Below are 22,620 nucleotides of genomic sequence, written 5' to 3' on the forward strand. Positions count from 1 at the left end.
AAGCTCTTTTTTATATTAGGATAATCTCTTAGTAGCGATAAGCGTCCGCTTTATAAGGGCCGTCAACCGTAACCCCGATATAAGCAGCCTGATCTTCCGTTAAGGTATCTAATTCCACACCGATTTTTGCCAGGTGAAGACGTGCAACCTTCTCATCCAGATGTTTTGGTAAAGTGTACACCTTATTTTCATAAGCAGCCGTGTTAGTCCACAATTCTAATTGGGCCAGTGTCTGATTCGTAAACGAGTTCGACATTACGAAAGAAGGGTGTCCTGTAGCACATCCCAGATTTACTAAACGACCTTCTGCCAGTAAAATAATGTCAGTACCATCAATGGTGTATTTATCAACCTGAGGTTTGATCTCAATCTTGGTATTACCGTAGTTCGTATTTAACCAGGCTACATCAATTTCATTATCAAAGTGTCCGATATTACATACTACAGTTTTATCCTTCATTGTTTTGAAATGCTCAGCACGAACGATATCTTTATTTCCGGTAGTAGTAACCACGATATTAGCTTCTTTTACTGCATCTGCGAATTTCTTAACCTCAAACCCTTCCATTGCGGCCTGAAGTGCACAGATCGGATCAATTTCCGTTACGATAACGCGTACTCCCGCTGAACGCAGAGATTCTGCAGATCCTTTACCCACATCACCATAACCAGCTACTACGGCAACTTTACCAGCCAGCATCAGATCTGTTGCACGACGAATAGCATCTACCAATGATTCACGACAACCGTATTTATTATCAAATTTGGATTTCGTAACCGAATCATTCACATTGATTGCAGGCAGGTGCAATGTTCCGTTTTTCATACGCTCATACAGACGGTGAACACCTGTAGTCGTTTCTTCTGATAATCCCTTTATTTCGCTGATAAGTTCAGGATATTTATCAAAAACCATATTTGTCAGGTCACCACCATCATCCAGGATCATATTCAAGGGCTGACGATCTTCTCCGAAATATAAGGTTTGTTCGATACACCAGTCAAATTCTTCCGTATTCATGCCTTTCCATGCATACACAGGGATACCCGCTGCTGCAATAGCTGCCGCAGCATGATCCTGGGTAGAAAAGATGTTACAGGATGACCAGGTCACATCTGCTCCCAACTCAACCAAAGTCTCTATTAATACCGCTGTCTGAATAGTCATATGCAGACATCCTGCAATACGAGCTCCTTTAAGTGGTTTGGCAGCACCAAACTCCTCACGCAAACTCATCAAACCCGGCATTTCAGCTTCTGCCAGTTCAATCTCTTTACGACCCCATTCTGCAAGGCTGATATCTTTAACTTTGTACGGTACGTACGTGCTTTCTATTGATGACATAATAATTTTCTCTTTTAAAATTTAGAATACAAAAATACCATTAACGACAGTCAATTCAAAACATTAGCTTTTTGGCATTTACAAATCTGACATTCATTTGAGAGTATAAACTTGACGGGGGAGTATAAGTGCCTTATATTTGTAGATATTTAATTTAAAAAGAGAAGAAATGTATCCAGAATATTTAGTTGAACCCATGCGTAAGGAGCTTACGGATGCTGGTTTCCAGGAGTTAAAGACCATTGCAGAAGTAGATTCAGCAATCCCTTCTGAAGGAACTGTTTTTGTAGTTGTAAACTCCGTATGTGGTTGTGCTGCTGCAAATGCAAGACCTGCTGCTAAAGCTGCTGTAAAAAATGAAAAACATCCTGACAAACTGGTCACTGTATTTGCAGGTATGGAAAAAGATGCTGTAGATAAAGCACGTGAATACATGTTGCCTTACCCGCCGTCTTCACCGGCAATGGCTCTTTTCAAAGACGGTAAATTGGTGCACATGATTGAAAGACATATGATCGAAGGTCGCCCGGCACAAATGATTGCAGACAATCTGGTTGCTGCATTTGACGAGTACTGCTAGATCATCTATTTTGATTTTTGAAACAAAAAAGCTGTTCCGCAATTGTGGAACAGCTTTTTTTGTATCTTTTAGTTTCTCTTAGAATAGGTAAGGGCTCATGCTGCCCGTATAATATTTTGCAGGCACCATCAATTTATTTTTTGGTAATACCGCACCATTGAAATCAAAATAGGCTGTTACCTTTCCTCCATCTTTATAGTAACGGATAGAAAGCAACGGGGAATTATTCTGATAGGCCCAGTTAAACTGAGCCTCATCCTGAGAGATCAGTTCAGTAAAGGTATTATCCTTATTTATATGTCCGAAGTAGTGGATTTCACGATATGCCCCGCCTGATACTTCCTTTGTAAGCTGTCTGATTGCAAATTCATCATTGAGTTCTTCACCCTGATTACCTCCGATTCCGGCCTTTATTATACCTGAGCCTGCAGATATATCTCCGGGAATATTGCGGGACAATCTTACTTTTGCTCCAAAAAGAGCAGTTAATGCCGAATCAGTCGTTAAGCTTTCTCCTTTACGGACTAATTGATTATCATAGATAACGGCTTTCCAGTTTTCATCCTGCCCATCCATATTTATCGGCTTGTACATTTCCGGTGGTTTAATTGCTTCAGGAGGTTCCAGCCTGTCTGACTTCTTGGCCTTACCCTTTGCGGCAGTCTTCACGGGTGCAACAGGAGTTTTTTTGGGGACTATTTCGTCTACAGCAAAGCCTACAGGAAAGGTATAACGGGAATAACCTTCATCAAGGGTAGCACTGATAAGTTCTAATTTTTCAAATGGAGGGATTGTTGTAACTTTTCGAAACTGGTCTGCCACTGAAATAATTCTCCCTTTTCTATCTGTATCATATACAGCAAGGTATTGTGTCTTATTTTTTCTAGCCGAATCATAAATGCTAAAAGCTTCTATTCTGGAATAAATCTTATCCAGTGTAAAACTTTGATGATTCACCGGAGAAGCGATTACAGTCTTATTATCCTTTTCAAAATGGTAATAGGCAATGTCACCGACAATTATTAACGGACTGCTATCCTTGAGGGTACCCATATTAACAGGCTTACCAGTCTGCGTATCCATAAGCCAATAGAAATAGTTGTCTTTGGCGTCTTTATCTACAATGACATAGTAAGAAAAATCTCTGTACACTTTAATAGATACACAAAAACCCGGTGCTTTAACCTCATTACCCAGGGTGTCCATTAATCCATATTCTCCATTTACCTGAAAAGGGACAAGCAAAGGCCGCTTTACAGGTAATGTCTGTTGGGCAGATACCTGTAAGGTGAAACTCATCATCAAAAGAATCGAAGAAAAAATAAATCTGATCATAATTTAATATTATTTCTCATGACCAAGCAAACATTATGCCTTCATTAGACCGATAGATTGTCCATTCCAATCGGGAAATAATATTTTATCATCATTTAATTTCAGATGCCTGTCGGCAACCTCTGAAAAGACAGCCCGGAAATCGGTTGTCACTTTAAGGTCTCTTCCATCTTCCAGATTTTCTTTTGCCAGCTCATCCATATTTCCGTGCACTTTTCCACCATTCACCTGATTCCCCAGAATAAAATTGCAGGATCCACGTCCGTGATCGGTTCCTCCTGTTCCATTCTGATGTACGGTCCTGCCAAATTCAGTCATTGTCATGACGGTGACATCATCCTGATATGCTTCGATATCTTTCCAGAAAGCCATTATGGAATTGGAAAGATCAGCAACATTACGGGCAAAAATACCGGTATCTTTTCCCTGATTGAAATGCGTATCCCAACCATTACTTTCCGTAAAGGCGACTTCAAGCCCTACATCCATTTTGATCAATTGTGCAATTTGCTTCAAAGACTTACCCAGGTTACTTCCCGGATAAGTTACATTATTGGCAGGCTGATAATTTTTAACCGCGTTACTTTGCAGCATCTTCATCGCTTCAAAACTTTCCTTCCCGGTATCACGTAACACCTCATTTACCGTATTATCATACAGATCTTCAAAACTCTTTGCATTCTGATTAAAGGTCACACCTTTACCCTGTATCTTAAAATTTTTAATGTCACTGATGGCTAAGGCTTCATGCTCTCCATATAATGAACGGGGTAGCGCTGCTGTGATACTGACGGCTGAAAAAGGAGTCAGACTATCGTGTCCTAATAATCCAACCGCACGATTCAACCATCCACTGCTGGTATTTTTCTCAAAAGGAGTACCGGACTCCATATAATCCTGCGCATCAAAATGGGAACGTGTGGTATTAGGGGATCCCATTCCGTGAACGATTGCCAGCCGGTTTTCACGGAAGACTTCCTCAAATGCTTTCATCCCGGGGTGCAGCCCGTATCTTCCGTCCAGATCAATCAGAGCTGATGCTCCTTCTGATTTTGCAGCTGATAAAAATAAATCGGGGCGTGCAGCCTGCAAATGTGTATCCAGAAATGGTGTTACAGCCATCAAGCCGTCCATAGCTCCACGTTGAAAAATACAGACCATCACCTTACGCTTGCTGTAGGGGCTCAATAATTTTTCTCTGGCAACTGCTTCCGCTAAAAAAGCCGGAATACCCCCCATCAGACCTATTCCAAATAGACCCAACCCTGAATTTTTTAAAAATGCCCGTCTGTTTAACATCTTCTTTTCGATTATTATCGCCGCTGAAACTCCGGAGAACCTATAATAAGTCCTACAATCTGTGCCAGCATAGCATTAGTCTGATTCTTACTCTTAGCACTTATCTTCTGTTCTTGTGCACGATCATCCTGCATCATGCTTTTCTCTCTGTTTTTCTGTGAGGCTGCTGATACTTTCTCATGCAGATCCTGTTGTGTCAGTAAAGGTGTCAGTCTCTTTTTCAGCACATCCATATCCGCCTCCGGCAAGAGCTTACGACCAAATACTTCCAGTGCCTGTTCAGCACTTTCTGGTTCTCTGCCACCCGTCACCCGCATCAGATCAACTTCTACTCCCGAATTATTTTCCGAAGTAAAAGATAGTCCGAAATTCATTCTGTTCAATAAAGCACCCGTATTGATCCAATAGTCTGATTTGTCAGGAAAGCCTGTCGGTGCGATATAATGATACTTCTGTTCCCCCATTCGGGTTACCCAGTTATTAAGCTTGACAGGATTATTCACATCTGCATCCAGTCCTCTGACCGCACTGATTGCTAATTCGAAAGGCGTTTTTATTTTCTGATCAATAGTTTTCTTATCCCAAAATTCCGGAGAATACACCATCATTGTCAATACAGCTGAAATATCACCGTTGTTCTTCAGAAAAGTATCTTTCATACGCTTTACCAATTCAGGAGAAGGTATATCAGATACAAACCGAACAGCAAGCTTACGAACGATAAATTCTGCAGTCTGCGGTTTTGACGCCAGCATTTTTAATAATTCCACCCCCTCTTCATACCCCCAATTATTGAAGGTGTGCTCTAGTACTGTTTTTGTCCCCTTATCATGCCGGTTAGCCAGAAACAAAAAATCACCATCTGCTATGTTATTTTTATTGTTAGCAATATTTTCTTTTTGTACGTTTCCATACCCTTGCATAGGATAGATCGTCCAACCTGTCAGAACACGTGCAGCTTCTGTGACATCTTTTTGCGTATATCCTCCATCCACACCCAATGTGTGTAGTTCCATCAGTTCGCGTGCATAATTTTCATTAAGTCCCTTTTTTCCTTTGCTCTTTGGATTATCAGCTACGCTGGAAAAATTATCCAGATACATCAGCATAGCGGGAGCTTTCGCTGTCGCCAGAAGAAGATCCTGAAAATTACCTAAGGCATTAGGTCTGATAACATAAGCTTCATAATTGGGAATAAACGGAGCTGCCTGTCCTTTGGTAAAGGATACATTAAAATGATTAAACCAGAAATCGGTCATCACTTCTCGAAGCTGATTCTGACTATATACAGCACGTACTATTTTAGAAGCCAGAAACTGACGGTTTAATTCGTTTTCAGGTCTGTAACCTTTGACTTCCATAAATTTTCGAATCGCATCTTTGTAAGACTGCTTGCTGTTATCTATAGAATCTTTTGAAATAAAACCTTCATTGACAGCCTGCCTTCTCACACGGGCTGAGCGTGGGTATAGCGAATCAATCGCACGATTGCTTAATAATACATCTGCATAATTACCCATTAGATTATTCAGCCGATCGTCCTTGATATTGCCCTCAAGCTGTTGTCTAAACCATTTTTCCAATCCCTGCTTTTCTACTTTTTCGATCTGTTGCTCATCAAAACCGTAGGTAAACCGGCTAAGCAAATGTACTATTGCCTCCTTTTCAGTAAGCCCCTGTTGTTTGTATGGGAAACTGCCTTTCACTTTCACTTCCTGACCGTAACTTTCCGGAAGAAAAGAAAGAAAAATAAACAGAACTACAGCAATTCTTATCATAACTTTCATAGGAGGCGTTTTTAACTGTATAAATTTACAACTTGATCCTTACATTTATATATTAAGAAATCATTAAAGGCCAACCGGTTATACAGAAACCAGCGCTTATCATAGACAACGTTTTTTTGAAAAGGTTTAGTGTGCATTAATACTGTATCTTAAAAAAAACCGGACTTTAATTGCAATAAACTCCCATTCACATCGTATTGTATCCCAATGATTTGTATTTTAGTAAGATCAAACCTTATGATATGCGAAGCATTTACCTTTATTGTGTCTTTAGTTTATTCCTTCTGTCCGGTTGCAAACCAACCAACCAGGTGGATCTGATTGTATACAATGCCAGAATCTATACTGTAGATTCCGCATTTACAGTTGCAGAAGCTTTCGCCGTAAAAGACGGCAAGTTTATAGCGATAGGATCGGGTACAACTATCCGCCAGCAGTATACGGCAAAAGAAGAGATCGATGCAAACGGCAAAGCCATTTATCCCGGATTTTACGATGCTCATGCTCACTTTTTCTTACTTGGGGAATTGCTGGATCAGGTAGATCTGATGGGAAGTAAATCATTTGAAGAAGTAATAACCCGGCTACAGGCTTATCATAAGGCACGCCCCGAAAAAAAGTGGATTATCGGAGGAGGATGGGACCAAAATCTTTGGAAGGATAAGAAGTTTCCAACGAAAGAACTGTTAGATAAAGCATTTCCTGATATCCCAGTATACCTTTCCCGTGTAGACTATCATGCTGCTGTAGTTAATACACAGGCCCTTCGTATGGCAAAAGTCACAGAAGTGCACACGATCGAAGGGGGACTGATAGGTGGAGAAAACGGCATTCCGAATGGCATACTCGTGGACAATGCCATGGACCTGGTGAGTAAGCAGATTCCGGAGGCGGAAGAATCTGCTGTTCTGCGAACATTACAGTTTGCTCAGGACTCCCTCTTATCTGTAGGGCTGACCTCTATTGTTGATGCCGGACTCACACATACACAGCTCGGGATGCTGAAAGATTTCTACAAGAGAAATGAACTAAAGATCAGAGACTATGCGATGATAGCAGCTAATCCGGAGAATATAAGCCATTACCTGAAAGACGGTATATACGATACAGACCGGCTGACAATCCGTTCTTTTAAGTTATTGGCAGACGGAGCTTTGGGTTCCAGAGGAGCCTGCCTTCTCGCGCATTATCATGATGCTCCTACAAAAGGATTTCTATTACATAGTCCTGCGGCATTTGATACAGTGATCCGTCAATTGGCAAACAGCCCGTTTCAGGTCAACACACATGCTATTGGAGATTCGGCTAACCGGATTATATTAGATGTGTATGGAAAATATTTAAAAGACAATATCAACCGCCGGTGGCGGATAGAGCATGCACAGATCATTGCTCCCGGAGATTTTCACAAATTCAGACAATTCCATATTATTCCGTCTGTACAGCCTACACATGCTACATCAGATATGTACTGGGCTAAAGACCGCTTAGGAGAGGAAAGACTAAAAGGTGCTTACGCTTACAAAAATCTTCTGCAAGAGTATGGCATGCTTGCCTTGGGAAGCGATTTCCCTGTAGAACATTTTAATCCGCTTTATGGATTTCATGCGGCTGTGGCACGTGTGGATGCTAAAGGCTTCCCGCAGGGAGGATTTCAAATGGAAAATGCCATCAGCCGTGAGCAGGCCTTAAGAGGTATGACCATCTGGGCAGCCTATTCCTGCTTTCAGGAAAAACAACGCGGAAGTATAGAAAAAGGAAAAGATGCAGATTTTGTTATTCTGAATAAAGATATTATGCAGGTTCCTAATCAGGAACTCAGAGAAACTAAGGTTATACAGACGGTAATTGCAGGAGAGACTGTATTCATCCGGAAATAGCTATTTATAAAAAATGCGGCATTTGACCATGCCGCATTTTCCTGTATGTATATCAGACTACTTTTGGCTGATATATGTTTTGTTTCCATTACTATTGATGTAGTATTTACCACCTTTAGGACCTACATACACCTGATGACCATTATATTTTTCACCACTTAACTTATCTGTCGAAGATGCCGTTTCTTTTTTAGCGGCGGCTACTTCTTTTTTAGCTTTTGTAGTGGCCTTCTTCGTTGTAGACTCTTCAGCTTTCACAGCTTTAGTCTTTTCTTTTGCCGGTTCTTTCTTTGCTGTTTCGGTCACCTTTTTTGCGGCTTCCTTTTCCTTTGTTGCTGTCTGTTTTGTTTTTTCTTTTGATTTATCTGAGACAGATTTTATCTTTTGCTCAGATTTTTTTACCGCTTTCTCAGGGGTAGTCTGTTGTGCCTGACTTGTTGCAATTCCAAACACAGAAACCATAGCAGCAACGGCTGCCATTTTTTTGAAATAATTTGAGAGATTCATAACTCTAATTTTTAAGAATTAAACTGAAATAATCCGGTCAAAACAAATGCCATACACAGCTCCCCGATCATTGACAAACAGGCAATTAACTAAACTTTAACATTAGATTCTTTGTATTGGCTTTTTGGAATAAAAGAAAACATAAAAAGTAGTAAAACAGCGATACTGAGAACAATGCTGGCACCGAAAAGAAGGAAAGGATAATAAGGCACCAAAGGCCAGCCCATATAAATACTTAACCCCTGCAACAGCAATAGTATTTCTGTTAAGGTAAAGCCAATAATAAGTAGATAACTTGAAAATCTGACGCCATATGAAGAAATATTCAACCAGCCGGATCTCATTGCGAATAATAGCAGACTTCCGCTGATCGTCCCTAACATCAGAAGATGTATAAAACCTACAACCAGATGTCTTATATAATGTACAATCTCCATCATTGGAGGGTACAACAACAGGAAAGGAATGAGTATTTTTATGAACAGTGTCAGTCCGCTATAAATAAAAAGAATACGCTCTGTTGCTGAATATGTTTTTAAAATTCCATACATCTGAAAACGTAACGAACGATAGAGAATTACAAATGCGGCTAATTGTGCCAATATCCCAACGGCATGCACCCAATATAACAGTGGATTTTTGAGATACCAACTCAGTGGCAAAGCAAAGGTAAGTACTACAGACAAGAGCAACAGTATGTAAAAAACTTTCCAATCCTTTGCCTGAAAGGCTATCCTGAAGAAATAAAAAGCGATAGCCAATACAGCTATCACAAACCATCCGTTAAATTGAAAATGCAGAAAAAATTGTATTGCGATCTGAAAAAACGCAGAAGTATTACCCATCAATCCAACAGCAGGTCCCAGGCACCATACGCCTAATGTCGAAATCAGCATAAATGCCAATGCTGTCTTCAACAGCGTTGATCCGGGATTATGCTCTCTTTTTCGAAACTTCCAGATCAGATACACAAATGTATAGCTGCATAATAGCTGTAAAGTAGAAAAAATGATAGAATAGACAGCGTATCCCTGAACAGGAAAGAATATAAACATTCCAATTACAGCAATCTGGGATACAATGAATAGTATCTTAAAGAATTTTTCAGACTGTTTACTTTGTTCTGCAAAACGATCATAAATCAATGCAGTCAATGCAAGGTAAATCCAACCCAGCATGGCACCATGAGAATGTCCGTGCAAAAGAAACTTAAAATTGATATTGCCAATCGGAAATACACCTGCATAGCGCAATACCAGTCCCATACCTGCAGCAATTGCAAAATTAAAAAGACTAATCTGAAACCATCTTCTGGGCATGGACACAGGTAAATACTTTAGCGATTAATAAATTCAGTATAACTGTTATTCGATTACAGTAAGGGAAAATATAACTTTATCTACAGGCAGATTTGCAGACGAGGTTTTGACCTTACTGATCTTGAGGATGACTTCCAGTCCTTCATATATCTCTCCGAATACCGTATAATCATGATCGAGCCTCGGCTGTCCGCCATTCCTGAGGTATTCTTCCCGTTGTTCTTTACTATATACAATTCCCTTTTTCGCCTCCAATGCATCAAGGTCCTGTACAGTTACTTTCTTCCCTACAACAAAATACAGCTGATCTAAAAAGGAGGATTTTGAAGGGTTGTCATCTCTGCCCGCTCCTAATGCTCCAATTTTATGAAAAGCTCGTGTATCAAATTCGGGAGCCAGACGAACAGGTGGTTTTGAAGGAGATTTGGCTTCTTCTGCAAGAATATCTTCGTCAAGCTCTCCACCCTGCACGACAAAATCTGAGATTACACGATTAAACTGTGCATTTGTATATACTCCGCTTTGTATTGCATCAAGGAGAAGTTGCTGGTGATGCGGTGTATAATCGTATAGCAATACCTTAAAATCACCATAATTTGTATGCACCAGTATTTTTTTGGATTGTGCCTGGCTGATGGTGAAAAAACACAGGGAAAGAAAAAGAGCAAAGCTTATTTTAAATTTCATAGAGTATATTCATTAATTCATTCAAATATATCCAAGATATACAGACTATCCAATACCAATCAGGTGCTACTCCTAAAAGTTCAGTCTGAACAAAATGAAGAAGAAATTCAAAATAATTTCATAATTACGATAATTTCGTATATTTACGATATAAATGTAATATTATGAAAAAATCATACTTGTTTTTGATTGGGTTATTTTTACTAAGCTATGCCCATGCGCAACAGACAGAACCTGCACTTGCGAAAGCACACTATCTTTTTAAACACGTCAATGATACTAGCAATCGGGAACAGTTCCGGCGTGATGAGATGGTTTTATATCTCGGTAAGAATTCGAGTTACTTCACCTCTTATTCTTCAAACCGGGCACAGGAAGATATAAAAAAACAAATGAATAATCCTGCATTTGACGGTAATCTGAAAATTGTCCGCAACACCTCTCCTACTCAGGAATCTTATTATTTACGTCCTCATGAGCACAAGATAACTGAACTTAAGGATGTAGCAGGTGACAAATTTCTGGTAGATACCCAGTGGCCGGATATGGATTGGAATATAGTGGATGAAACACGGGAAATTGGTGGTTACAAAGCTCAGAAAGCACAGACTAGCTACAAAGGCAGAAACTATACAGCCTGGTTCACTACAGAATTACCCTTTTCATTCGGTCCATGGAAATTACAGGGATTACCAGGGCTTATTCTGGAAGCCTATGACGATAAAAAGGAGGTCATATTTGAGTATTCGGGCTTTGACAAATTAGACAACGGTCTCTTGAATGTAGAGTTACCGGCAAATGCAGTCAAATCAAATCTCAAGGAAATTAAGAAAATTCAGGATGCTTTTCAGGCTAATCCACAGGCATATATACAGGCTAAACAGGCGCAAAGGCAAAATTCTGCAGGTGTAAGTGTATCCGGCAACAGTATTTCCGTATCCGCCACAAACGCCAAAGCATCCGGAGAAATGGATATGTCTAAAATAAAAAGTGTAAATGTTCAGCAGGATGATAATTATAAACCTTCTAAAATCACAAACAACCCTATCGAACTGATTCCATAAATGAAAAAACTCATTCTTTTGTTATTTCTATGGTTGCTTCGTATGGGATGTATGGCGCAGGAATACAAAATATCAGGGACAGTTAGAGATGCGAACAGTAAGCAAAAAATCCCGTATGCAAGCGTAAATCTCCTATCCGCAGAAAATAAAATAATCGCATTCAAATCCACAAATGCAGAAGGTAATTTTACGATCGTAACGACCCGGCCTCCGGAAGATCTGATCATGGAGATAAATCATTTGGGTTATGATAAATTCAGACAGAAGCTCCATAAAGGAGCTACAGATCTGATGGTTACTCTTATTCCGAAAATACATTTACTGGAGGATGTAGAAGTCAAAAGCCGGCCACAAATCCGGAAATTAGGAGACACACTTTCCTACAATGTAGAATCTTTTGCGAAAGAAGAAGACCGTTCTATTGGTGATGTCATCAAACGTATACCGGGAATGGAAGTCAGTGAATCGGGGCAGATCAAATATCAGGGGAAATCAATCTCCAACTTTTACATAGACGGAGACGATTTGCTTGATGACAGATATGCAATCGGGACACGTACCATTCCGTATAAAATGGTACAGGATATTCAGGTGCTCAATAACCATGAGCATCTGAAAGTATTAAAAAACAAAAGATTTACCGATCAGGTTTCCATAAATCTGCTGATAAAGGATGACGCCAGACTCAAACTGACCGGGCAGGCTAAACTTGGGGGAGGATTTCCCAAACATTACGATTCCGAGTTGAACAGTATTCTGTTTAATAAGAAATATAAAATTCTGAATGTTCTCAACGGCAACAATACCGGTAAAGATCTTACAGGAGACCTGATTGGATATAATCAGGCATCCATATTTTCAAAACTCGGAAATTCCAGTGTCAATAATTTATTGTCTCTTGGCACAATAGGTCCTCCTCCGATATCGAAACAACAGTATTACTTCAATAACACCGGAGCATTAAATACTAATAATCTGTTTAATCTGAAAAATGACCTGCAGCTCAAATCAAACATTCAGGCTTTGTATGATAAAGAAAGAAGATCTTTCAGAGGGCAGACTGCATACTATTCAGAAACCGGGTCAGCATCTTTTGATGAGTCACAACATACAGAGACCGAAAAATTTATGAGTGCTATACGGCTTACACTCAGTAAAAATATAGAGAAAAAGTATATCAACAATACCCTGTCTTTTGAATATGAAAAACAGAATGGCATTGCAGCATTACTAAGCAATGCACAGTCTATAGACCAGAACCGGCAGCATACTATACGAGGAATATCCAATCAGCTAAGTTTTGTCCCGGAATTTAAAAACAAACATATCGTAGAGTTTAACTGGTCCTTTACTTATGGTAATAAACCCCAGTTTCTGAATATACAGCCGGGAATATTTCCAGATATATTAAATTCTAGTCAGCATTACAGTGCTACTCATCAAAAAGTCGAAGTCCCAACACTCTATAACACATTATCAGCAGGCTATCGGATATCCAAATCTAAAATCCGGCAACTCTATGAAGCCGGCATTTCCAATGACAGGCAACATCTGCGATCCGATCTTTTGCTTCGTCAGACGGAAACGGAGGCTATGCAATCCGAAGGGCAGCCGGGCAATAATATGATATGGCTTCGCAACAAATTTTATGTCAATGCACAATATGAATGGAAACAGAACCGAATGGAGGCAATGCTTTCTCTCCCCCTTGCCTATCAAATCACCTCTTTTTCTGATCCCGGATTTAATCTTCAGAAAAACAGAAACGATGTGCTATTCAATCCTGTTTTTAAATTCAAAATGAAAGTAATGCAGGAAGATGAAATCAGCCTAAATTACAACTTCAGCAATTCTTTTGGTGGAATTACAAATGTATACAGGGGATTGCTGGTCCGGAACTACCGGATGTTGAGTCAGAACCAATCCGAAATTAATGAAAGTCAGAGTCATAATATCGGATTGAATTACAATTTTAACAGAATCACAAAAATACTCTTTGTCAATGCCGGACTCAATTATAGTCAATCTGTATCCAACACAATTATTTCCTCAAGGGTCAGTAATAATATTACGGAAGAGATACTGGTACCTATGGACAATAAGATACTGGCATATTCAGGTTATATTGGATTTGATAAGTACTTATTTCGTCTGGCAAGTACTGTCAAGGTTAAAATATCATGGAATCTTTCAGATTATAATCAGCTTTTTAATGATGCACTTTTACCATTCCGTAATACCAGCTATGCAGTTCAACCTGGATTTGAAGCTAAGATATGGAAGAATTACAACCTGTCTTACTCCGGTACGATTAACTGGAATATCAGCAGACAAAGAGAGGCAGAAGATGGTTTCGACAGACAGGTTACCGGAATTACACAAGTGATAGGATTTCCTGTTCATCCTTTCAAAAATGCCTACTTACGGTTCAGTATGAGACACCATTATACTCACCAGCCTTTGATGAGAGATATTAATTATACATTTGTAGATTTCTTTGCACGATACCGCATTCAAAAGTGGAAAACAGATCTGGAATTGGATATGAGTAATCTGGCTAATATCAAAACTTTTCAAACCTATACCGTTTCATCCAATATGTTGTCGGATAACAGATACGATCTCCGCGGTCGTATGGCGATAGTAAAAGTATTGTTCAACCTCTAACAGAAATTGTTGTGTAGTATATAATAAAAATACCCTCTCGGTTTAAGGAGAGGGTATATTTTTGTATCTGCAGATCAAGATCTTATTGCATATCAAATAAATGCTTTTCAGCATGGTATGATGAACGCACCAATGGCCCTGATTCTACATATTTGAATCCCATTTTCAGTCCGATCTCTTTATATTTATCAAATTGTGCCGGAGTAATCCAATCGATAACCGGGTGATGCGCTTTTGTAGGTTGCAGGTATTGTCCCAAAGTAAGAATATGGACACCTACATCATACAGATCCTGCATAGCTTCGATCACATCTTCTTCCGTCTCTCCCAGTCCCAGCATGATGCCTGATTTAGTCCGTAAACCAGCCTCAGATATCCTTCTCAGGCATTCCAGCGAACGGTCATATTTAGCTTGTATACGTACTTCTCTTGTCAGTCTGCGTACAGTTTCCAGGTTGTGAGACACAACCTCAGGACGTACTGCAAGCACACGGTCCAGATTGTCCCACTGGCCCTTGAAATCAGGAATTAAAGTTTCAAGTGTTGTTTCAGGACTTTCTCTGCGAATTGCATTGATTGTTTCAGCCCAGATTGTTGACCCTCCATCTTTCAGATCATCACGGTCTACAGATGTAATAACACAATGTTTCACCTGCATCAGTTTTACCGAATCTGCGACACGATTAGGCTCATCCAGATCTGCCGGCAACGGTCTGCCCGTAGCCACAGCACAGAAAGAACATGAGCGGGTACAAATATTTCCCAAAATCATAAAGGTCGCCGTACCGGCTCCCCAACATTCACCCATATTAGGACAGTTACCACTTTCACAGATCGTATGTAATTTATGCTCATCAACAAGACTTCGTACATGTCTGTATTCTTTGCCAACAGGCAACTTTACACGTAACCAATCCGGTCTTCTCTGCGTCGGGGTTACCGGAATAACTGGAAGTTCAATCATAGCACAAAGTTAAGGAATATTCGGATAAATCAGAGATTTCAAATTGTTTGAATAATATCATAAAACAATTAGTTCCTTTTACAGTTAATTATTTATGCGCAAAGTCGCTTTTTAGAACCTAATTTAAGATATTTGTAACAAAAAACGCTATTACTGACATGTTTCGAATTATCCTTAATACACTTCTTTTATTCTTTCTATTGCCATTGCCAGGTTTAGCTCAAAACAAAACGCTGAACATTATTCCCAAACCGAATCGAATTACATATCACGTAGGCAGCTATACTATTCCGGGTCAACCTATCTTATATGTATCTCCTGAATTTGAGGAAGTAGCCGGTTTACTAGCCGAACATCCCGCAATAAAAGGATATACCATAGAAAAAATCAAAAAAGTAAAGAAAACGCCTGAAAACGGCATCAGACTGATCACGGGACTTAGCACAGACCAGATCGGTGACAATACGTATCACATCGACATTGATAACAATGGAATTGTGCTGAAGGCTAAGACTCCTGCGCTGATGATAAATGCGATCTATACGCTGATACAAATGGCCTACCTGCAGGATCAGCCTGAGATCGTGCCTTCGGTTGAAATCCAGGATAGCCCACGCTTTGGATACAGAGGAATAATGCTTGATGTTTCACGTCATTTTATGCCCTTTGCCTCATTAAAGAAATTTGTAGATGTCATGGCCATTTACAAATTTAACCGACTCCACTGGCACCTTACAGATGGTGCAGGCTGGAGATTAGAAATCCATAAATATCCCGAATTGACAAAAAAAGCAGCCTGGCGTACACATTCCAGCTGGAAAGAATGGTGGAATAACGGACGTCAGTATGTGGAGCAAGGGACTGCAAATGCCAGCGGAGGATATTATACACAAGATCAGGCTCGTGAACTGGTCGCATATGCTGCCCGAAAAGGCATCACGGTTATTCCGGAAATAGAAATGCCGGGACACTCAGAAGAGGTTCTGGCTGTATTTCCACAACTTTCATGTTCCGGTAAGCCTTATACACAAGGAGAATTTTGTATAGGAAATGAGGAAACATTCACTTTCCTCAAAAATGTACTTGACGAAGTCATCCAGATATTTCCGTCCACCTATATACACATCGGTGGCGATGAGGCTTCTAAAGAGCACTGGAAAAATTGTCCGAAAGATCAGGCGCTCATGAAAAAAGAGGGCCTGAAAAATGAGGAAGAACTTCAAAGCTATGCCATCAGACAAATGGATCAGTATCTGCAATCGAAAGGCCGCAAGCTATTAGGATGGGACGAGATTCTGGAAGGAGGATTGAGCGAAGGGGCTACAGTGATGAGCTGGCGTGGAGAAGACGGAGGTATTAAAGCTGCAAATGCCGGTCATGATGTTATTATGACTCCGGGTGGCTACTTATATTTCGACAGCTATCAGACAGATCCGCGTACACAGCCGGAAGCGATCGGTGGTTATTTGCCAATAGAAAAAGTCTACTCTTATGATCCAGTACCATCAACCATCAGCGGCGATAAAGCAAAGCATGTATTAGGTGCACAAGCCAATCTGTGGGCGGAGTACATGCCGACTTATCAGCATGTAGAATATATGGCATTTCCACGGGCATTAGCTCTTTCTGAAATTGTCTGGTCTAAAAAAGAGGATAAAAACTGGGAAGATTTCAAAGCCAGACTGCAAAACCATTATAAAATTCTGCAACAGCTGGAAATCAACTACTATCGTCCGTCCTACAATGTCGGGTTTGATGTGCAGTTCAATAACAAAAGATACAGTAACCTGATCAGCATCAATACAGAACAGATCAATCCGGATATACATTACACGATTGACGGTTCAGTTCCCACAGCGCAATCGACAACCTATACGCAACCAATTGATCTTACCATACCGACGACACTCACGGCAGCTATGTTTATCGATTCTGTTCGTGTAGGTCCGGTACAAAGTATAGAAGTAGATGTGCACAAAGCTATAGGAAAAACAGTTATTTATCAAAATAGCTGGGACGGCTATCCGGCCCAAAAGGAGTTGACACTAACCAACGGTAAAAAAGGTGGATTAAGCTATGGGGACGGTCAGTGGCAGGGTTTTACCAAAGATCTGGACATTACAGTAGATTTTGAACGAAGAGAGGAAATTAAAAGCGTGGCAATGAATTTCATGCAGGTTCCGGGACCAGGTGTCTATTTCCCTGGAGAATTTACCGTACTTATCTCCGATAACGGAAAAACTTTCCGGGAAATCGGAACTGTAAAAAATGATGTGGGAACAGATGATCCGAAATTGAAATTTAAAAAATTTGAATTAAAATTACCCAAAAGCCAGGCTGCGAGATTTGTGCGTATAAAAGCCCCTAACAGTATGAAAGGCTATCTTTTTACAGACGAAGTACTTATATATTAAATACAAAAAAGGATGGAAATAAATTTCCATCCTTTTTTGTATTTTGTATCAGGGAGTTAAACTTGAAAATAAATCAACTTTTTTAAAATATAAAATGTAACTTTGCACTCCGACAAAGCAGTCGGAATACTCCCCTCTCTCCGGATAGCATTTTGATTGTTTTGCTCAAGATCGTTTTAGAAAATAATTTTTTTGAACTACAAAAATGCCAAGAAACACTTCCATCAAATCGGTTTTAATTATTGGATCAGGTCCTATCGTTATCGGTCAGGCTTGTGAGTTTGACTACTCCGGATCTCAAGCTGCTTTATCTTTGAAAGAAGAAGGTATTGAGGTTTCCATTATTAACTCCAATCCTGCTACAATCATGACAGACAAAGTCGTAGCAGACAATGTGTACTTGCTTCCTTTGACCTGCGAAAGCATCGAAGAAGTCCTTCAGAAACACAACATCGACGCTGTATTGCCTACTATGGGCGGACAGACAGCATTAAACCTATGTATCGAAGCTTCGGAGCGCGGTATCTGGGAAAAGTACGATATCAAAGTCATCGGTGTCGACGTTGCAGCAATTGAAAAAACTGAAAATCGTGAAGCTTTCCGTCAGTTGATGGTTGATATCGGTGTAGGTGTTGCCACATCCAAAATTGCAAACTCATTCTTAGAAGGAAAAGAAGCAGCACAAGAAATTGGCTATCCGCTGGTTATCAGACCTTCTTACACACTTGCCGGTACCGGAGGTGGATTTGTTCACAAAAAAGAAGATTTTGATGCAGCCCTTAACAGAGGTCTTCATGCTTCTCCTACACACGAAGTACTGGTAGAACAGGCCGTATTAGGATGGAAAGAATTCGAATTAGAATTACTTCGTGATGCTAACGATAATGTAATCATTATCTGTACAATCGAAAACTTTGACCCGATGGGTATCCATACAGGAGACTCTATCACAGTAGCTCCGGCTATGACACTGAGCGACCGTTGTTATCAGGATATGCGTAATCAGGCGATCAAAATGATGCGTTCCATCGGTAACTTCGCCGGAGGATGTAACGTACAGTTCTCTGTAAATCCTGAAAACGAAGAAATCATCGCGATTGAAATCAATCCTCGTGTATCCCGTTCTTCTGCTCTGGCGTCTAAAGCTACAGGATATCCAATTGCTAAGATTGCAGCTAAACTGGCGATCGGATACAATCTGGATGAATTACAAAATCAAATTACACAAACAACTTCAGCGTACTTTGAACCGACATTAGATTATGTAATCGTCAAAGTACCTCGTTTCAACTTTGATAAATTCAAAGGAGCAAATAAAGAGCTTGGCCTGCAGATGAAAGCGGTAGGTGAAGTAATGGCAATAGGCCGTACCTTCATTGAAGCGCTTCAGAAAGCAGCACAGTCTCTGGAAACCAACCGTGCAGGACTTGGTGCAGATGGCAGACAAAGCCGCAATCTCGAAGAGATTATGGACAGTCTGGAGCACCCAAGCGCAGACCGGTTATTCCATATTAAAGATGCATTTGAATTAGGAGTACCTTTAGAGTCTATCCGCAAAGCAACGCTGATTGATAAATGGTTCCTTGTACAGATTCAGGAATTAGTACAGCTGGAAGGTGAGCTTCGCCGCTACCAGTTGAATAATATCCCTAAGGATTTCTTCATGACCCTGAAACAAAAAGGATATTCTGATATTCAGATCTCCTGGTTATTAGGAAATGTTACAGAAGATGAAGTATATGCCCGTCGTAAAGAACTAGGCATTAACAGAGTATATAAAATGGTAGATACCTGTGCTGCAGAATTTCCGGCACAGACGCCATACTACTACTCTACTTTTGAAGAAGAAAACGAATCCATTATTTCAGACAAGAAAAAAATCGTTGTGTTAGGTTCAGGTCCTAACCGTATCGGTCAGGGTATAGAATTCGATTACTCTTGTGTACATGGATTATTAGCCGCTAAAGAAGCTGGTTATGAAGCAATCATGGTTAATTGTAACCCTGAAACAGTTTCTACAGACTTCAATATGGCTGATAAATTATATTTCGAGCCTGTTTTCTGGGAACACGTGCGTGAAATCATTGAACTGGAAAAACCTGAAGGGGTAATCGTACAGTTAGGTGGTCAGACGGCATTGAAAATGGCAGAAAAATTAGAAGCTATTGGTGTTAAGATCATTGGAACTTCATTCCAGGATATGGATCTTGCAGAAGATCGTGGCCGTTTCTCAGACCTGTTAAAATCATTGGATATTCCTTACCCGAAATACGGAGTTGCTGAATCAGCAGAAGAAGCTATCGTCGTAGCAAATCAGGTAGGTTATCCGGTACTTGTACGTCCGTCTTATGTATTAGGAGGACAGGGAATGAGTATCGTTATCAATGATGAAGATCTTGAAAAAGCAGTCGTTAATCTGCTAAAAAACTTACCTGGTAACCGTGTATTGATTGACCACTTCCTGGATCGTGCCGAAGAAGCAGAATCAGATTCAATCTGTGACGGTGAAGAGGTACACATCATCGGTATGATGGAACACATCGAACCTGCCGGAATCCACTCAGGAGACTCTTCTGCAGTATTACCTCCATTCAGCTTATCCCAGAATGTACAGGATAAAATGGAAGAGTACTCTAAGAAATTAGCAAAGGCATTGAATGTAAAAGGTTTATTAAACATACAGTTTGCCGTAAAAGATGAAAATGTATTTGTTATCGAAGCTAACCCTCGTGCATCACGTACAGTACCTTTTATTGCGAAAGCTTACGATGTACCATATATCAATATTGCAACAAAAGTTATGCTGGGGGTAAACAAATTGAAAGACTTTACCATTACACGCAAGCTGGAAGGATATGCAATTAAAGAGCCGGTATTCTCTTTCTCTAAATTCCCGGAAGTGGATAAGCAATTAGGTCCTGAAATGAAGTCAACAGGTGAAGCAATACGCTTTATTAAAGACCTGAATGATGCCTACTTCAGAGAGCTTTATGCTAAAAAATCAATGTTCTTAAGTAAATAAGAACGGATATATACAAAAACAGGGTAGCTCGCATGAGCTACCCTGTTTTTTTTGTTAACTTTCAATAGCTAATCTATATCTTTCACTAATCTGAATCCTACATTATTAGTAGGGCTATTCACTTCCCCCTTACCTCTGCTACCCGCTTTGTAGCGCTCACAATACATATCGTTACACAAAAAAGAACCGCCACGCTGTACACGTTTTACAGCTCCGGGTTCCTGAGGGTCGTAAGAATCCGAAGGTCCGGCCGGATTACTTTCCGAACTGTTTTTATAATAATCCGGACGATAAAAATCAGAACACCATTCCCAGACATTTCCCTCCATATCATACAGTCCTGAAGTATTAGCCGGATAAGATTTTACAGGAGCTGCTCCCACATAGCCGTCTTCACCGGTATCCTTTATCGGAAACTCTCCCTGGTAGATATTTGCGGCCCACTTCCCATTTTCCGTTTTTTCAGTACCCCAATAATATTTCTCATTGTTATAATTAGCCGTTTTTGCAGCATACTCCCACTCCGCTTCCGTTGGAAGACGTTTGCCTGCCCATTTGGCGTAGGCTTCGGCATCCTGATATGCGATATGTACAACAGGATAGTTCTCCTTTCCCTTAATATTACTTTCAGGTCCTTCCGGATGTTTCCAATTGGCGCCTACAATATAAGACCACCATTGCAAAGGATCATTCAATCCTCGAACCTCTTTAGGAGCATGAAATACAGCAGACCCCGGTTTCAACATCTCCGGATCTACGCCTGGAAAATCACGGGGATCCAACGGTCGCTCCGCTACTGTTATGTATCCGGTAGCCTGTACAAATTTGGTAAACTGAGCATTCGTGACTTCATGCTCATCCATCCAGAAAGATTTAACATTTACCTTATGAACAGGCTTTGCATCCTCAAAATCAGTTGATCCCATGTCATAGCTTCCTCCCTCTATTTTAACCATTTTTGCATCATCGGCTCCTCGTATACTAATGATTTCAGCAGCAGTATCACTTACAGCTGAGAATCTGGAAGGAATACCTACAATACAATGTGGTGCATCATTCTCAAAAGAAAGCTTGTCCATAGGTTTAGACTTACCAATACAGGAGTAAACAAGCGGGCTTGCTATTAAAAAGATCAGTTGAATTCCGGCAGACAATTTCATTACTACAAAATACAGAATTATTTATGGAGATAACAGTAATATGCTTTCAAATTACTGAAAAAATAAAGGGATCCCGAAGAATCCCTTTAAAATCACCTATTTTAAAACAAACTAAACAGTCAATTTATGAACGAATTTCCGAAAACATTGAAGGTTATGTTTATAATGGTTGTTCGTATGTCATTTGCTTAATGACAATACAATTATACGTGACGGAAAATGAATTAAAAACAAAAAAATGAATGCAATCGTTTGACTAATTCGCACAATCGTTTGCGTTAATTTCTATTCTGTGTTTTACTTTACATTATATTCCATAACTCAGAAGGAAGAATAGCAGATCTTAACCTCTCTCCCGATATATCGTTAAAACCGTTCTCACTCACTCTGGCGCAAGCATAAGCGTAGCGCTGCTTGTGCCTGTATTACCTTTGTACGAGCGGCACGCTCGCAACAGCGTTTTACTTTTTTATGCGTCTGTTGGTGTCCCCACCAACAGTATAGTCCTTTAGTAGTTAATAAGTAGTAGACTATGCCGTTAGGGCAAACCGTTGTCCTAGCTCTGGTGCAAGCATAAGCGTAGCGCTGCT

15 protein-coding genes are annotated in these 22,620 nt (G+C 40.2%); 6 read left to right on the plus strand and 9 right to left on the minus strand.

Annotated features, from left to right (window positions below):
- Window positions 1-28 precede the first annotated feature (28 nt).
- Window positions 29-1,345, minus strand: coding sequence for an adenosylhomocysteinase (ahcY, locus tag B4B65_RS17320; protein ID WP_201680716.1), 1,317 nt, complete (start codon window positions 1,343-1,345; stop codon window positions 29-31).
- A 169-nt stretch (window positions 1,346-1,514) separates the two neighbouring features.
- Here ahcY and B4B65_RS17325 point away from each other — a divergent pair, with 169 nt between their 5' ends.
- Window positions 1,515-1,925: a BrxA/BrxB family bacilliredoxin gene (locus tag B4B65_RS17325; protein WP_003000873.1), complete on the plus strand. Its 411-nt coding sequence runs from the start codon at window positions 1,515-1,517 to the stop codon at window positions 1,923-1,925.
- Window positions 1,926-2,003: 78 nt separating this feature from the next.
- Here the strand turns inward: B4B65_RS17325 and B4B65_RS17330 are convergent, their stop codons facing one another.
- The 3 genes from B4B65_RS17330 to B4B65_RS17340 are packed head-to-tail and all read right to left on the minus strand — an operon-like array spanning window position 2,004 to window position 6,346.
- The gene (locus tag B4B65_RS17330) at window positions 2,004-3,260 is read right to left on the minus strand and encodes a hypothetical protein (protein ID WP_293917297.1); all 1,257 of its coding nucleotides are present in this window, start codon (window positions 3,258-3,260) and stop codon (window positions 2,004-2,006) included.
- 33 nt (window positions 3,261-3,293) lie between these two features.
- Window positions 3,294-4,559: a DUF1501 domain-containing protein gene (locus tag B4B65_RS17335; protein ID WP_293917300.1), complete on the minus strand. Its 1,266-nt coding sequence runs from the start codon at window positions 4,557-4,559 to the stop codon at window positions 3,294-3,296.
- Window positions 4,560-4,573: 14 nt separating this feature from the next.
- A complete protein-coding gene (locus B4B65_RS17340) occupies window positions 4,574-6,346 on the minus strand; it encodes a DUF1800 domain-containing protein (protein WP_293917303.1) in 1,773 nt (590 codons plus the stop codon).
- A gap of 242 nt (window positions 6,347-6,588) precedes the next feature.
- On the opposite strand from B4B65_RS17340, the gene B4B65_RS17345 reads away from it, so the two are divergent.
- Entirely contained in the window at window positions 6,589-8,226 is a 1,638-nt protein-coding gene (locus B4B65_RS17345) for an amidohydrolase (protein ID WP_293917305.1), read from the plus strand.
- A gap of 57 nt (window positions 8,227-8,283) precedes the next feature.
- On the opposite strand, the gene B4B65_RS17350 is transcribed toward B4B65_RS17345, so the two are convergent.
- From B4B65_RS17350 to B4B65_RS17360, 3 genes are all read right to left on the minus strand, one after another.
- The gene (locus B4B65_RS17350; RefSeq protein WP_293917307.1) at window positions 8,284-8,733 is read right to left on the minus strand and encodes a hypothetical protein; all 450 of its coding nucleotides are present in this window, start codon (window positions 8,731-8,733) and stop codon (window positions 8,284-8,286) included.
- Window positions 8,734-8,822: 89 nt separating this feature from the next.
- A complete protein-coding gene (locus tag B4B65_RS17355; RefSeq protein WP_293917310.1) occupies window positions 8,823-10,052 on the minus strand; it encodes a beta-carotene 15,15'-monooxygenase in 1,230 nt (409 codons plus the stop codon).
- 45 nt (window positions 10,053-10,097) lie between these two features.
- Window positions 10,098-10,739 (minus strand): peptidylprolyl isomerase, encoded by a 642-nt coding sequence (locus tag B4B65_RS17360; RefSeq protein WP_293917312.1) that lies wholly within the window; start codon window positions 10,737-10,739, stop codon window positions 10,098-10,100.
- A gap of 164 nt (window positions 10,740-10,903) precedes the next feature.
- Between B4B65_RS17360 and B4B65_RS17365 the strand changes: the two genes are divergently transcribed.
- Together B4B65_RS17365 and B4B65_RS17370 are read left to right on the plus strand one after the other, a co-directional pair.
- Window positions 10,904-11,803, plus strand: coding sequence for a GLPGLI family protein (locus B4B65_RS17365; protein WP_293917315.1), 900 nt, complete (start codon window positions 10,904-10,906; stop codon window positions 11,801-11,803).
- Window positions 11,804-14,470, plus strand: a complete 2,667-nt coding sequence (locus B4B65_RS17370) for a hypothetical protein (protein ID WP_293917318.1) — start codon at window positions 11,804-11,806, stop codon at window positions 14,468-14,470.
- An 82-nt stretch (window positions 14,471-14,552) separates the two neighbouring features.
- Here B4B65_RS17370 and lipA read toward each other — a convergent pair whose 3' ends face one another.
- A complete protein-coding gene (gene lipA / locus B4B65_RS17375; protein ID WP_003000906.1) occupies window positions 14,553-15,434 on the minus strand; it encodes a lipoyl synthase in 882 nt (293 codons plus the stop codon).
- 158 nt (window positions 15,435-15,592) lie between these two features.
- On the opposite strand from lipA, the gene B4B65_RS17380 reads away from it, so the two are divergent.
- Window positions 15,593-17,848 (plus strand): family 20 glycosylhydrolase, encoded by a 2,256-nt coding sequence (locus tag B4B65_RS17380; RefSeq protein WP_293917322.1) that lies wholly within the window; start codon window positions 15,593-15,595, stop codon window positions 17,846-17,848.
- 205 nt (window positions 17,849-18,053) lie between these two features.
- Window positions 18,054-20,870 carry a carbamoyl-phosphate synthase large subunit gene (gene carB, locus B4B65_RS17385; protein ID WP_293917325.1) on the plus strand — a complete coding sequence of 939 codons (2,817 nt, stop codon included), beginning with the start codon at window positions 18,054-18,056 and terminating at the stop codon, window positions 20,868-20,870.
- A 68-nt stretch (window positions 20,871-20,938) separates the two neighbouring features.
- Here carB and B4B65_RS17390 read toward each other — a convergent pair whose 3' ends face one another.
- Window positions 20,939-22,030, minus strand: a complete 1,092-nt coding sequence (locus tag B4B65_RS17390; protein WP_293917327.1) for a formylglycine-generating enzyme family protein — start codon at window positions 22,028-22,030, stop codon at window positions 20,939-20,941.
- Window positions 22,031-22,620 lie beyond the last annotated feature (590 nt).

The organism is Sphingobacterium sp. UBA5789 (assembly GCF_002418355.1).
Taxonomy (GTDB): Bacteria; Bacteroidota; Bacteroidia; order Sphingobacteriales; family Sphingobacteriaceae; genus Sphingobacterium.